Raw genomic sequence first — 14,224 nt, 5'->3', positions numbered from 1 at the left:
TGTCCAAACGCCTGCCACCCGCGCAGCGGCCCAGACCCTCGCGAGGTGCTGCCGAAGGCGTCCCCGCAGCCAACAAAAAACCCCGGCAGCTGCCAGGGCTTTTCGTTCGCAAGGCGCGGGCGCCTTACTTCTTCTTCGGCATGTACAGATCGGTGATCGTGCCGTCGTAGATTTCCGAGGCCATCGCCACCGATTCGCTCAGCGTCGGGTGCGCGTGGATGGTGTGGCCGATGTCTTCGGCTTCGGCACCCATCTCGATGGCCAGGCCGATCTCGGCCAGCAGGTCGCCGGCATGCACGCCGACGATCGCACCACCGATGATGCGGTGGGTCTCTTCGTCGAAGATCAGCTTGGTGAAGCCCTCGGTACGGCCGATGCCGATCGCGCGGCCACTGGCGGCCCACGGGAACTTGGCCACGCCGACCTTCAGGCCCTTGGCCTTGGCTTCGGTCTCGGTGACGCCGACCCAGGCGATTTCCGGGTTGGTGTAGGCCACCGACGGAATCACGCGGGCGACCCATTCCTTCTTGTGGCCAGCGGCCACTTCAGCGGCCAGCTTGCCCTCGTGCGTGGCCTTGTGCGCCAGCATCGGGTTGCCGACGATATCGCCGATGGCAAAGATGTGCGGCACGTTGGTGCGCATCTGCCGATCGACCGGAATGAAGCCGCGGTCGGTGACCTGCACGCCGGCCTTTTCGGCATCGATCTTCCTGCCGTTCGGCGAGCGGCCCACGGCCACCAGCACGCGGTCGAAGGTGCCCTGCGCCAGTGCCGGCGCCTGGCCTTCCTCGGCCGCTTCGAAGGTGACGGTGATGCCCTTGGCATCGGCGGTGACGCCCGACGCCTTGGTCTTCAGGTGCACGTCGATGCCCTGCTTCTTCAGGCGGTCGGACAGCGGCTTGACCAGGTCCTTGTCGGCACCCGGCATCAGCTGGTCCATGAACTCGACCACGGTGACCTTGCTGCCCAGCGCGCCGTACACGGTGGCCATTTCCAGGCCGATGATGCCGCCGCCGACGACCAGCAGCGAGCCCGGCACTTCGGCCAGCTCCAGCGCGTCGGTGGAATCCATCACGCGCTTGTCGTCCCACGGGAAGTTCGGCAGCTTCACCGCCTGCGAACCGGCGGCGATGATGCACTTCTGGAAGCGCAGCAGCTGGGTGCTGCCGTCGGCGGCGGTGATTTCCAGTTCGTTGGCGGACACGAACTTGCCCACGCCCTGCACGCTGCGGACCTTGCGCTGCTTGGCCATGCCGGCCAGGCCCTTGGTCAGCTGGTTGACCACCTTTTCCTTGTACTGGCGCAGCTTGTCTAGGGTGATGGTCGGCTTGCCGAACTCGACGCCGAAATCGCCGGCATGGGCCACTTCGTCGATGACCGCTGCGGCGTGCAGCAGGGCCTTGGACGGAATGCAGCCCACGTTGAGGCAGACGCCGCCGAGGCTGGCGTAGCGTTCGACCAGCACCGTATCCAGGCCGACGTCGGCGGCGCGGAAGGCAGCGGTGTAGCCGCCCGGGCCCGAGCCCAGCACGACCATCTCGCATTCGATGTCAGCCGGCTTGCCGCTGGACAGCGCCGGCTTCGGCGCGGCCGGCTCGGCCGGGGCACGGTGCGACGGGGTCACCGGCGGCTTGCTGGCCGGAGCGGCTGCTGCCGGGGCCGGCACGGCGGCCCTGGCCGGGGCTTCGGCGGCGCCTTCGGCGTCCAGCACCACAACCACGGCGCCTTCGGACAGGGTGTCGCCCAGCTTGACCTTGATTTCCTTGACCACGCCGGCGGCCGACGACGGCACTTCCAGGGTGGCCTTGTCCGATTCCAGGGTCACCAGACCCTGATCCTTCTTCACCGTGTCGCCGACGGCGACCAACACTTCGATCACCGGCACATCGCTGTAATCGCCGATGTCGGGAACCTTGACTTCAATCGTGGCCATGGTGGTTTTCCTTGTGCCCGGCCGGCATGGCCGGCGGGCTGTCACTGCATCTGTTCACACGGCTGCGCCCGGGGCAGCGGCCGCACGGTGGGGGCGAAGCGGTGCCTTACAGCAGCACGCGGCGCATGTCGGCCAGTACCTGCGACAGGTACGTGGTGAAGCGTGCGGCCAGGGCGCCATCGATGACGCGGTGGTCGTAGCTCAGCGACAGCGGCAGCATCAGCTTCGGCGCGAATTCCTTGCCATTCCAGACCGGCTGGATGGAGGACTTGGACACGCCCAGGATGGCCACTTCCGGTGCATTGACGATGGGGGTGAACGCGGTGCCACCGATGCCGCCCAGCGAGCTGATCGAGAAGCAGCCACCGCTCATGTCGGCCGGGCCCAGCTTGCCGTCGCGCGCCTTCTTGGCCAGTTCGCCGGTTTCCTGGGCGATCTGCACCACACCCTTCTTGTCCACATCGCGGATCACCGGCACGACCAGGCCATTCGGCGTATCGGCAGCGAAACCGATGTGGAAGTACTTCTTCAGGGTCAGGTTTTCACCACTGGCATCAAGCGAGGCGTTGAATTCCGGGAACTTCTTCAGCGCCGCGGCGCTGGCCTTGATCAGGAAGGCGAGCATGGTCAGCTTGATGCCGGCCTTCTCGTTTTCCTTGTTCAGCGCCACGCGCAGGCCTTCCAGGTCGGTGATGTCAGCCTGTTCGAACTGGGTGACGTGCGGAATCATCGCCCAGTTGCGGGCCAGGTTCGCCCCGGAGATCTTCTTGATGCGCGACAGCGGCTGCACTTCGGTTTCGCCGAACTTGCTGAAGTCGACCTTCGGCCACGGCAGCAGGTTCAGGCCACCACCGGCAGCAGCAGCGGCACCGCCGGCAGCCGGCACGCCACCGCTGAGCGCGGCCTTGACGAACTTCTGCACGTCACCCTTGGTGATGCGACCGCCCTTCTCGGTGCCGTTGATCTGCAGCAGGTCCACGCCCAGTTCGCGGGCGAACACGCGCACGGCCGGGGTGGCATAGGGCACCTTGGCCGGCAGCACGCCATCGGCGTTGAACTGCACCGGCGGGCTGGACGGCGTACCGGCAGAGGCGACCTCGCGGGCAGCCAGCTTGTCCGGCTGCGCCGGAACGGCGACCGGCTCAACCTTGGTAGCGGTCTCGGCAGCCGCCGGGGCGGCGGCAGCAGCAGCCTTGCTCGGGGCCGGAGCGGCGGCGCCTTCGGCTTCGATGATGGCAACCACGGCGCCCTGCGACAGAGTGTCGCCGACCTTGACCTTCAGTTCCTTGACCACGCCAGCCACCGAGGACGGCACTTCCATGGTGGCCTTGTCGCTTTCCAGCGTGACCAGGCCCTGGTCCTTCTTGACGGTGTCGCCCACGGCGACCAGCACCTCGATGACCGGAATGTCGGTGTAATCACCGATGTCCGGCACCAGGGCTTCAACGGCACCGCTGGCGGCCGGGGCGGCCGGAGCAGCAGCGGCCGGGGCCGGGGCGCTCTGGGCGGCGGCGGCCGGGGCGGCGGCCTTGGCCGGGGCCGGTGCGGTGGCAGCGGGCTTGGTGGCTTCGCCTTCGGCCACTTCGATCAGCGCCACGACCTTGCCCTCGGACAGGTTGTCGCCGACCTTGACCTTGATTTCCTTGACCACACCGGCGACCGAGGACGGCACTTCCATGGTGGCCTTGTCGCTTTCCAGCGTGACCAGACCCTGGTCCTTCTTGACCGTATCGCCGACGGCGACAAGCACCTCGATTACCGGGATATCGCTGTAGTCACCGATATCGGGGACAAGTGCTTCCTTGATTTCGGCCATGGGGATAACTCCGGCAATCTGGTGTAGGGAAACGTCTATTGTGCGGCCAGCGGGGGTCTGCGCCAACCGTTACAGGTGTTTTCAGTACGCACGCAGCCGGGACAGGCTGTTGCCCATGGGCGGCGGCTGCGACCAGTCGGTAGCGTATTGTCGGCAGGATGTCCGCTTCATGTCGCCAGTACGGCGGCCAGCGGATGCCAGGCCTGGCGCAGTCGTGGCAACGACCACGCCGCGTTGGCCGGGCTGGTGGAGGGCAGTGCCAGCAGCGTTGGCGGGGCCGCCAGGTGGGGCAGAACCCAGCGCTGGTACGCCTGCAGCGCGGCACCACCGTTGCAGCCGATCAGCTTCAGCTCAGGCAGCTGCGCGATCAGTTCCGGCAACGCATTGGGGACTTCCGTGCCACGCACGATGCCCGCATCCAGGCTGCCGCGTCGTTCGCAGCGGCCGATCACATCCCACAGGCCAATACCGGCGGCCTTCGCTGCCTGCAGGCGTTGCGCATAGTCCAGATCCGCAGCGAACCCGCAGATGTCGGCCACGATCGGCCAGAAGCGATTGCGCGGGTGGGCGTAGTAACGCTGCTCCTGCAACGACGCCACACCCGGCATCGAACCGAGCAGCAGCACGCGGCAGTCCGCGTTCACCTGCGCGCGCAGGCCGATGCACAGCATCGCCGCGCTCACATCTTCTCCAACTGCATGAATGTCACCGCACGCGGAAATGCCCATGAAAACAGGCTTTTCGCACCCTTCGCTGAACAAGGAAAACCATTTTTTAACGCGCGTCGGATTCGATTCATGTTGAGGCGACTACGTTGTGCTCGCCCCGCAACCGGGGGCCCAAAACAAGAAACATTAGGAGATACCCCCATGCGCTCCATCCGTATCCTGAGTCTCGCCCTGCTGACCTCCGCTGCCTTCGCACCGGCCGCCTTCGCCCAGGACAGCAGCTCTGCCGACACTGCCTCGGGCAAGCATTTTGCCGTGGTTGGCGGCATCTCGCTGCTGGAACCGAAGAACGATCCGATCACTGGCGTGAAGAAGACCGATGGCGGCCCGGCGCCGACCGTCAGCTTCAGCTACTACATCAACGACAACTGGGCCGTTGAGCTGTGGGGCGCGGCCGACAAGTTCGACAACAAGTTCAAGGGCCCGAACAACGCCCGCCTGGGCTCGGTCGAGCAGCAGCCGATCGCGCTGAGCGGCCAGTACCACTTCGGCCAGGCTGACAACGTGTTCCGTCCGTTCGTGGGCGTGGGCTACTACCAGTCGAGCTTCAGCAACGAGAAGCTGGGCAACGGCGCTGACACCGACATCCGCTTCAAGGATGCCAAGGGCGTGATCGGCACCGTCGGCGTCGACATGAACATCAACTCCACCTGGTTCGCCCGTGCCGACGCCCGCTACATGCGCGCACGCCCGGACATCAAGGTCGGCGGCGAGAAGATCGGCGAAGCCAAGATGGATCCGTGGACCGTCGGCTTCGGCATCGGCGCCCGCTTCTGATCCGCGCTGCACCTGCTTCATTGATGTAACGCGACGGGCCCTGCGGGGCCCGTCGTCGTTTCCGTCACCCGCGTTCTGTAGAGTCGAGCTTGCTCGACTATCGATCGGCACGGCAGTCGAGCAAGCTCGACTCTACAGACCGAATGCGGAGGCGCGATGGACGAAGTCGACCTGCTGGTGATCGGTGGCGGCATCAACGGTGCCGGCATCGCCCGTGATGCCAGCGGCCGCGGCCTGCGCGTGCTGCTGTGCGACCAGCACGACCTGGCCGCACACACCTCCAGCGCCAGCAGCAAGCTGATCCACGGCGGGCTGCGCTATCTGGAACAGGGCGAGTTCGGCCTGGTGCGCAAGGCACTGGGCGAGCGCGAGGTGGTCCGGCGCCAGGCCCCTTTCCTGGTTCGACCACTGCGTTTCGTACTGCCGTGGGAACCCCACCTGCGCCCACGCTGGATGCTGCGCGCAGGGCTGTGGCTGTATGACCACCTGGGCCGGCGCAGCGCCGCCTTCCCCTCCTCCCACGCACTGGACCTGCGGCATGACCCGCTCGGCACATGGCTCTCGCCGACGCTGCGACAGGCCTTCAGCTACGCCGATGCGCAGGTGGATGATGCGCGGCTGGTGCTGCTCAACGCACTGGATGCCGCGCAGCGGGGCGCACGGGTGCAGGTGCACTGCCGCTGCATGGATCTGCACGCCGAACAGGGCCGATGGCAGGCGCGGCTCGAAATGGCCGATGGCCGGCAGCAGCATGTAAGCGCCCGCGCGGTGGTCAATGCGGCCGGCCCATGGGCGGGCGGCCTGCTGGAACGGATGCAGGCGCGCAGCGGTGGCCCCGCGCTGCGGCTGGTACAGGGCAGCCACATCGTGCTGCGCCGGCGCTGGCCCGATGACAGCGCCTGCCTGCTGCAGCAACCCGACGGCCGCGTGGTGTTCCTGCTCCCGTTCGCCCACGATCATCTGCTGATCGGCACCACCGACACCGACTATCGTGGCGACCCCGCGCGCTGCAGCGTGCTGCCAACTGAAGTGGCGTACCTGTGCGAGGCGGCCAGTCGCTACCTGCGTGAACCGGTCGTGCCGGATGAGGTGGTCTGGGAATTTGCCGGCGTGCGCCCGTTGCTGGCCGACCCGGACCCGCGCGCGGCGAAGCTGAGCCGCGATTATCGCCTGCAGCTGCAGGTGGCCCCGGCACCGGCGCTGCATGTGCTGGGCGGCAAGCTGACCACCTACCGGGTACTGGCCGAAGAGGCGATGGACCTGCTGCGCCCGGCCCTGCCACAGATGGGGCAGGCCTGGACCGCTACCGGAGACCCGCTGCCCGGCAGTGACTGGGGAGACGCCGCACAGGCAGGCTCGCACCTGCTGGCACTGGCACCGTGGTTGCCCGCAGGTATCGCACAACGCTGGGCCGGAGCCTATGGCAGTCGCAGCGCGGAGCTGCTGCAGGGTGTACAGGGCCTGCACGATCTTGGCGAGGAGTTTGGCGGTGGCCTGCATGCCCGCGAAGTGGACTTCCTGCGCAAACATGAGTGGGCGTTCGACACCGACGATGTGCTGTGGCGGCGGAGCAAGCTGGGGCTGCGGCTGGATGCTGCGCAGGTGGCACGGCTGCAGGCGTGGATGGGGGGTCAGAGCCCTTTCCCACGGAAAGGGCTCTGACCCCGGTGTTGCTACGTGTGCCAACCAAGGTTGGCAGCTACCAGGGCGGCCGCGCGCGACGCGATCGATGCCGTAGGATTTCCCCATCGCTACCGGAGACGCTGCATGACGCCCCGCTACGTGCTGGCCATCGACCAGGGCACCACCAGTTCGCGCGCGATCCTGTTCGATCGGGCCGGCGACATCGTCGGCAGCGCGCAGCGCGAGTTCGCGCAGATCTTCCCGCAACCCGGCTGGGTCGAGCATGACCCGCGCGAGATCCTCACCAGCGTGTACGCCACGCTGACCGAACTGCTCAGCCGCGGGCAGATCGACCCACGCCACATTGCCGCGCTGGGCATCACCAACCAGCGCGAAACCACCGTGGTCTGGGACCGTGCCACCGGCCAGCCGATCCATAACGCCATCGTCTGGCAGTCGCGGCAGAGCCACGCGATCTGTGAGCGGCTGAAGTCCGAAGGGCATGAGGCACTGATCCGCGAGCGTACCGGCCTGCTGATCGACGCCTATTTCTCCGCGACCAAGGTGCGCTGGATCCTTGACCACGTAGACGGCGCCCAGCAGCGCGCCGAGCGGGGCGAACTGCTGTTCGGCACCATCGACAGCTGGCTGGTGTGGAACCTCAGTGGCGGCCAGGCGCACGTGACCGACTACAGCAATGCCGCGCGTACCCTGCTGTTCAACATCCACACGCTGGACTGGGACGACGACCTGCTGGCGCTGCTGGACATCCCGCGCGCGATGCTGCCGCAGGTGCGCGATTCCAGTGCGGTGTATGCGCACACCCGGCCGCAGTTCTTCTTCGACCATCCGATCCCGATCGCCGGCATCGCCGGTGACCAGCAGGCGGCGCTGTTCGGCCAGGCCTGCTTCCAGCCGGGCATGGTCAAGAACACCTACGGCACCGGTTGCTTCATGCTGATGCACACCGGCACTCAGGCGGTGCGTTCGCGCAACGGCCTGCTGACCACCATCGCCTGGGGCCTGGACGGGCGCGTGGAGTACGCGCTGGAAGGCTCGATCTTCATCGCCGGCTCGGTGGTGCAATGGCTGCGCGACGGGTTGCGCATGATCGAGCGTGCCGGCGACAGCCAGGCGCTGGCCGCGCAGGTTCCCGACAGCGGCGGGGCCTATCTGGTCCCGGCCTTCGTTGGCCTGGGTGCGCCTTACTGGCGCAGCGACGTGCGTGGCGCGATGTTCGGCCTGACCCGCGGCACCCGCAAGGCGCACTTCGTGCGCGCGGCGCTGGAGTCCATGGCCTATCAGACCCGCGATGTGCTCGATGCGATGCAGTCCGATGCCGGCATCGCGCTGACCGAACTGCGTGCCGACGGCGGTGCGATCGGCAACGACTTCCTGGCCGGCTTCCAGGCCGACATTCTCGGCGTGCCGCTGCTGCGGCCACGGCTGACCGAAACCACCGCACTGGGCGCGGCGTATCTGGCCGGGCTGGCGGTGGGGTTCTGGACCAGCCGCGAACAGATCGCCGCGCAGTGGGGCCTGGACCGGCGCTTCGAGCCGAAGATGGAAGTGGCCCGGCGCGAGAAGCTGTATGCCGGGTGGCAGCAAGCCGTGGCCGCCACCCTCGCCTTCCACGTCGATTGAGGGTAGTGCCGGCCGCTGGCCGGCAACCGCATGATCTTTGGCAGCGTTTGCAGATTGCCGGCCAGCGGCCGGCACTACCGCACGGTCAGAACGCCGGCAGCACCGCGCCCTTGTACTTGGTCTCGATGAAGGTCTTCACCTGCGGGCTGGTCAGTGCCTTGGCCAGCTTCTGCACGCGGGCGTCGTCCTTGTTGTCCGGGCGCGCGACCAGGAAGTTCACGTACGGCGAATCCTTGCTCTCGATCGCCAGTGCGTCCTGGGTCGGGTTGAGGCCGGCATCCAGCGCGTAGTTGGTGTTGATCAGGGCCAGGTCGACCTGGTCCAGCACGCGCGGCAGCATCGCCGAGTCCAGCTCGCGGAACTTCAGGTTCTTCGGGTTGGCGATGATGTCGCGCTGGGTAGCCAACGCATTGGTCGGGTCCTTCAGCTCGATCACCCCGGCCTTGTGCAGCAAGATCAGCGCGCGGCTGTTGTTGCTCGGGTCGTTGGGGATCACCACGTCGGCGCCTTCGCGCAGCTCGGCCAGCGACTTGATCTTGCGCGAGTACGCACCGAACGGCTCGATGTGCACGCCGATCACCTTGACCAGATCGGTCTTGCGGTCGCGGTTGTAGGCATCCAGGTACGGCTCGGTCTGGAAGTAGTTCACGTCCACCTGCTTCTGCACCAGCTGGTCGTTGGGCTGCACGTAGTCATTGAACACGCGCACGTCCAGGTCCACGCCTTCCTGCTTGAGGATCGGCTTGACCACCTCCAGGATCTCGGCATGCGGTACGGCCGTGGCGGCCACCACCAGCTTCTGCGAGGGCTCACCGGACTTGCCGCAGGCGGTCAGGGCCAGCGCAGCGGCGAGCAGGGGCAGCAACAGGGTCTTCTTCATGGGGGCAATGGGTCTCTCGGGGGGAGGGTCAGGCGTTTTCGTAGTTGCTCAGGGCCAGCTCAAGCAGCGCCTTGGCCTGCTCGCGCAGCATCATCGGCTCGACGATCTCGGCGTCCGAACCATAGTGCAGCACGTCCATCAGCAGTTCGCGCGAGACGCTGTAGGGCACCTTCAGCTCATAGCGGCCATCGGCCAGGAAACGGCCCTGCTGCTTTGAATGCCAGTGTTCGTCGGCCACCCAGCGTGCGGCCTTGGCGCTGAACAGGATGGTTGCCCAGCCCTTCGGGGCACCGGAGAAGATGCCGTAGCTGGCGCCCAGCTGCTCATCCAGCTCGCTGTCGGCCACATCGCGGGCGGTGCTGTCGATCACCCGCGCCTTGTGGATGCGGTCCACGGCGAAACTGCGCAGGGCTTCGCGGTCGTGGTCCCAGGCGTCCAGGTACCAGTTGTCGCGGTAGTGGGTCAGGCGCTGCGGCGATACGGTGCGCTTGGTCGGCTCGTCGGTGGAACGGGCGCGGTACTCGAACGCCAGCTGGCGGCGTTCCAGCACGGCCGAGGCCACGCTGCGGAAGCTGCCTTCATCGAACTTGCGGCCACGATGCGGGATCACCCGCACCCGGTCCACCGGCCAGCTGGACACACCCGCCTGCGCCGCCAGCAGGCTCTCAATGCGCTGCTGCAACGGTGCCAGCACCGACGACAGCACGCCGCCGCCAGTACGCGCCAGCAGATGCTGCGAGGCCAGCAGGGCGTGCAGCTCTTCCGAGCTGAGCCACAGGCCCGGCAGCTCGAAGCGGTCGCTCTCGTCGGCGTGGTAGCGGAAGCCGGCCTCGCCGTCGCCCTCGATCGGCGCCATCAGCGCATCGCGCAGGAAGGCCAGGTCGCGGTAGACGGTGGCGCGGGAACAACCGAGCTTGTCCTGCAGGGTCGCCACCGTCACCGGATAGCGCGCGGACTTGAGCAGACGATGCAGGGCGGTGATGCGTTCGTATCGGTCCATGCCCCCGATTATGTCCGAGTCGCGGGTCTTGTGTGGGACGTTTGGGCTATCGTGGGCGCCCCCGCCCCCATGGAAGCCCCGATGCGCCGGTTGCCTGCCCTGCCCCTGCTGGCCTGTCTGCTGCTGGCCGCCTGCAACGGAGCACCGCCCCCGGCGTCCTCCGCCGCCGTGGTCCCGGCCGCCGACCCGGCCCAGGCGGTGCTGGCCGCCAGCCAGCGATTTGCCGCCCTGCGCAGCTTCCATGCCGAGCTGGAGCTGCTGGGTGCGCCGCAGCCGGTGCGCAGTTCGATGGACTTCGTCGCCCCCGACCGCTTCCGGGTGCAGACCCCGGCCGGTGCGCAGACGATCATCGGCGATACCCTGTTCCTGCAGGCCGATGGCGCCATCCGCCAGGTGCCGGCCCCGGCGGGCCTGCTCGAACAGTGGCGCAATCCACTGCCGTTCGATGCCCTGCCCGCCGACCTGCAGGCCGAAGACCTCGGCGACCAGCTGCTGGATGGGGTCCAGACCCGCCACTACCGGCTGCGCGGTACGCAGCCCGGCGAGCGCCTCGAATACTGGCTGGATGCGCAGGGCCTGCCGCGGCAACTGGTACGCAGTGGCAGCAGCAATGGTCGCAGCTTCCAGCTGCGGCTGCGGTATTCGCGCTTCAACGACCCGGCACTGCGCGTCGATCTGCCCTGAATGGGCGATCGCGGCAACGCCTGCTGAAGCCGGTTTTGGATCGATTCGGACCGCCATCACGCTTCCAGTATCATCACCGGCTGTCAACCGCTTCGGAGAAGCCTCGATGTCCCTGCGCGTGTCCCTGCTGATTCCCCTGCTGCTGTGCGCGCCGCTGGCGTACGCGCAGGATGCCTCCGAACTGGCGGCGATGTCTTCGCCGTGGAGCGGCAGCGGCGGCGAGCTCGGCTTTGCCTCGGCGCGCGGCAACAGCAGCACCGAGAGCTTCAACGGCCGCCTGCGCCTGCGCTACACCGACGGTGACTGGGTGCACAGCATGGACCTGTTCGGCCTGCGCTCCAGCTCCAAGGTGACCGAGACCAACGACGACGGCACCACCACCCGCCGCAACAACACCACCGCCAACCGCTATACCGGCAGTGCCGGCAGCGCGCTGCAGCTGGGCGAGCACCGCCAGCTGACCGCGACGGTCCGTACCGAACGCGATGATTTCGCCACCTACGACCGCCAGAGCTCGTTCGGTCTGGGTTACGGCACCCGCCTGTGGAACACCGAGCGTTTCTCGTTTGATGCCCAGCTCGGCCCCGGTGTGCGCCGCACCCACAGCACCGAGGACGACCGCACCCGCACCGGCATGATCGGTCGCGGCCTGTTCGATCTGAAGTACTCGCTGACCGACAACACCGACCTGGTCAACACCCTGCTGGTCGAGTCCGGTTCGTACAACACCTTCGGCCAGAACGACTTCGGCGTGTCGGTGAGCATGAACGAGCACCTGGCGCTGAAGGCCGGCTGGCAGGCGCGTTACAACAGTGACGTGGCCGAGGACAAGCGCAAGACCGATACGCTGACCACCATGAACGTGGTCTACAAGTTCAAGTAAACAGAACGGGCGCCAGGGCGCCCGTTTTCTTTCGGTAGTGCCGGCCGCTGGCCGGCACTACCTGATGGCTCAGACGTCCAGCAGTTCGCCTGCGCCTGCGTCCAGCAGCATTCTCGCCACCTGCTGTCCCAGCGCTTCCGGGTCGCTGGCCGGGCCCACTGCCTCGGCACGCACCGCGCGGCCATCGCTGGCACTGCCCACCAGCCCCTGCAGGTGCAGATCCTGGCCCTGCCACTGCGCGATCGCCGCCACCGGCACATGGCAGCTGCCATGCAGCGCGCGGTTCATCGCCCGCTCCGCCTCGACGCAGGCACGCGTAGCGGCATCATCCAGGCCGGCGAACAGCGCCATCAGGCGCGTATTGCCACCATCGCATTCCACCGCCACCGCGCCCTGCGCCGGTGCCGGCAACCACTGCGGCGGCTGCAGACGCGCGACGATGCGATTGCCCAGGCCGAGCCGCTCCAGCCCGGCCACCGCCAGCACGATGGCGTCGTAGCCGCCGTTGTCGAGCTTGGCCAGGCGGGTGTTGACGTTGCCGCGCAGATCCAGCAGTTCCAGATCCGGGCGCAGCGCGCGCAGCTGGGCCTGCCGGCGCAGTGACGATGTGCCGACCCGCGCACCGATCGGCAGCGCGTCCAGCGAGGCGTAGAGGTTGGAGACAAAGCCGTCGGCAGGGTCGTGGCGGGTGAGCATCGCCGGCAGCGCGAACGGCGCGTCCAGCTCCATCGGCACGTCCTTCAGGGAGTGAACGGCGCAATCGGCCTCCCCACGCAGCATGGCCAGCTCCAGCTCTTTCAGGAACAGCCCTTTGCCGCCGATGGCCGCCAACGAGCGGTCCAGCACTTCGTCACCGCGGGTGCTCATCGGTACCAGTTCCACATGCAGGCCGGGGTGGGCATGGCGCAGGCGGTCGGCGACGTGTTCGCTCTGCCAGAGGGCGAGCGGGCTCTTGCGGGTGGCGATGCGGACGGTTTCCATCGGCACATTATCGCGCCTCCGGTGCGGATACGGCCAACGGCGGAGCCCCTCCTGGCTGGGGCGAACGGCTGGATCATTGCGTTTGGCCGGGCGGGGTGGGTTCGCGGGGGACGCCGTAAACCCATCCTTGGGGGCTTGGCCGCGGCATCCATGCCGCGGACACCCCCGCCACCCCACCCCGCCCGGCCTCTGACAGTTTCCGTGCGCGCCAGCCACGGAAGATCAAAAGAAAAGCGGAGCAACAGCGGATCGCTTCGCTCTGAGTCGAGCATGGCTCGACTCTACATTTCTCTCCCCCTCCGATAACACCAACGCTCTTGCTGTCCGACGCAGGAGACAACGAGAGGGTTGGGCCGGGGTGGGGTGGCGGAACCGTTGGCGTCATGGATGGCGCCATCGAGCTTACAGCGATGTACTTGCAGCGTGTCCCGCCACCCCACCCCGGCCCGACCCAGCACGTAGGAACACCGAGCCATGACCCGCTGTTGCTGTTGATGTTGATGTTGATTTCGAAGCAGTCGCGGCCGCAGGCCGCGCGGAACCCTACAGATGCCGCAGTTCCTGCTTCAGCGTCGCCACGCAGCGGCGGCTGACTTCCAACGGTTGCTTGCCATGCCGCAGCACCGCCTGCACCTGCCCGCCAGTGCCACGGCGCAGTTCGACCAGCTCATGCCGCGCCACCAGGCAGTTGCGATGGATGCGGATGAAACGGCTGGCGAATTCCTCTTCCAGCGACTTCAACGACTCCTCGATCAGATCCTCTCCGCGCGCATGGTGCACCACCACGTACTTCTCTTCGGCCTGCAGGTAGTGGATGTCGTCCAGCGGAATCAGCCGCAGGCTGCCACGCAGGCGCGCGCACAGCATGCTGCGCGCCTGCTGCCCGCTGTTGTCATGCGGCTGGCCGTCACGGCCGGCCAGGAAGGTGCGCGCACGCGCGATCGCCGCGGCCAGCCGCTCGGCGCGGACCGGCTTCATCAGATAGTCGATGGCCGCCGCCTCGAAGGCCGACAGCGCGTGTGCATCGTAGGCGGTGCAGAACACAACGGCCGGCCGCGGCTCGAAACTGGCCAGATGACGCGCTGCCTCCAACCCGTCCAGTCCAGGCATCGCGATGTCCAGCAGGACCAGGTCCGGCTGCAGTTCCGCGCACGCGTGCAGGGCCTGTTCGCCGTTGCCGGCTTCGGCCACCACGTCCACGCCCTCCTGCGCCGCCAGCAGGCTGCGCAGGCGCTCGCGCGCCAGCGGTTCGTCATCGGCGATGACTACCCTCAC

The 14,224-nt window shown here is 67.4% G+C and carries 12 protein-coding genes; 5 read left to right on the top strand and 7 right to left on the bottom strand.

Translation table 11 applies throughout. The annotated features are described in order from the left end of the window. Positions 1–124: 124 nt before the first annotated feature. The 3 genes from lpdA to LZ605_RS18240 form a co-directional block, all read right to left on the bottom strand. On the bottom strand, positions 125–1,933 hold the full coding sequence (lpdA, locus tag LZ605_RS18250; RefSeq protein WP_249842779.1) for a dihydrolipoyl dehydrogenase: 1,809 nt from the start codon (positions 1,931–1,933) through the stop codon (positions 125–127). A 106-nt stretch (positions 1,934–2,039) separates the two neighbouring features. Continuing rightward, entirely contained in the window at positions 2,040–3,749 is a 1,710-nt protein-coding gene (aceF, locus tag LZ605_RS18245; protein WP_249842778.1) for a dihydrolipoyllysine-residue acetyltransferase, read from the bottom strand. A gap of 167 nt (positions 3,750–3,916) precedes the next feature. After that, positions 3,917–4,432 (bottom strand): DNA-deoxyinosine glycosylase, encoded by a 516-nt coding sequence (locus tag LZ605_RS18240; RefSeq protein ID WP_249842777.1) that lies wholly within the window; start codon positions 4,430–4,432, stop codon positions 3,917–3,919. 186 nt (positions 4,433–4,618) lie between these two features. Between LZ605_RS18240 and LZ605_RS18235 the strand changes: the two genes are divergently transcribed. The 3 genes from LZ605_RS18235 to glpK all read left to right on the top strand — a co-directional run bounded on the left by LZ605_RS18235 (position 4,619) and on the right by glpK (position 8,521). Further along, positions 4,619–5,254, top strand: coding sequence for an OmpW/AlkL family protein (locus LZ605_RS18235; RefSeq protein ID WP_107231927.1), 636 nt, complete (start codon positions 4,619–4,621; stop codon positions 5,252–5,254). 156 nt (positions 5,255–5,410) lie between these two features. Then, complete coding sequence (gene glpD, locus LZ605_RS18230; RefSeq protein WP_249842776.1) at positions 5,411–6,916, top strand: glycerol-3-phosphate dehydrogenase; 1,506 nt, start codon at positions 5,411–5,413, stop codon at positions 6,914–6,916. Between the two features lie 105 nt (positions 6,917–7,021). Beyond that, positions 7,022–8,521 carry a glycerol kinase GlpK gene (gene glpK, locus LZ605_RS18225; protein ID WP_249842775.1) on the top strand — a complete coding sequence of 500 codons (1,500 nt, stop codon included), beginning with the start codon at positions 7,022–7,024 and terminating at the stop codon, positions 8,519–8,521. A gap of 85 nt (positions 8,522–8,606) precedes the next feature. On the opposite strand, the gene LZ605_RS18220 is transcribed toward glpK, so the two are convergent. Continuing rightward, complete coding sequence (locus tag LZ605_RS18220) at positions 8,607–9,401, bottom strand: MetQ/NlpA family ABC transporter substrate-binding protein (RefSeq protein WP_249842774.1); 795 nt, start codon at positions 9,399–9,401, stop codon at positions 8,607–8,609. Positions 9,402–9,429: 28 nt separating this feature from the next. Further along, positions 9,430–10,401, bottom strand: a complete 972-nt coding sequence (locus LZ605_RS18215; RefSeq protein WP_107231923.1) for a helix-turn-helix transcriptional regulator — start codon at positions 10,399–10,401, stop codon at positions 9,430–9,432. An 81-nt stretch (positions 10,402–10,482) separates the two neighbouring features. Here LZ605_RS18215 and LZ605_RS18210 point away from each other — a divergent pair, with 81 nt between their 5' ends. Both LZ605_RS18210 and LZ605_RS18205 read left to right on the top strand, forming a co-directional pair. Next, positions 10,483–11,085: a LolA family protein gene (locus LZ605_RS18210; protein ID WP_249842773.1), complete on the top strand. Its 603-nt coding sequence runs from the start codon at positions 10,483–10,485 to the stop codon at positions 11,083–11,085. A gap of 106 nt (positions 11,086–11,191) precedes the next feature. Next, positions 11,192–11,968 (top strand): DUF481 domain-containing protein, encoded by a 777-nt coding sequence (locus LZ605_RS18205; protein WP_107231921.1) that lies wholly within the window; start codon positions 11,192–11,194, stop codon positions 11,966–11,968. 69 nt (positions 11,969–12,037) lie between these two features. Here the strand turns inward: LZ605_RS18205 and hemC are convergent, their stop codons facing one another. Both hemC and LZ605_RS18195 read right to left on the bottom strand, forming a co-directional pair. Continuing rightward, positions 12,038–12,949, bottom strand: a complete 912-nt coding sequence (hemC, locus tag LZ605_RS18200) for a hydroxymethylbilane synthase (protein WP_249842772.1) — start codon at positions 12,947–12,949, stop codon at positions 12,038–12,040. 543 nt (positions 12,950–13,492) lie between these two features. Next, the gene (locus LZ605_RS18195) at positions 13,493–14,224 is read right to left on the bottom strand and encodes a LytR/AlgR family response regulator transcription factor (RefSeq protein ID WP_107231919.1); all 732 of its coding nucleotides are present in this window, start codon (positions 14,222–14,224) and stop codon (positions 13,493–13,495) included.

It is taken from the genome of Stenotrophomonas maltophilia (genome assembly GCF_023518235.1).
Classification (GTDB): domain Bacteria; phylum Pseudomonadota; class Gammaproteobacteria; order Xanthomonadales; family Xanthomonadaceae; genus Stenotrophomonas.
This window is presented reverse-complemented; position numbering and strand designations above follow the sequence as displayed.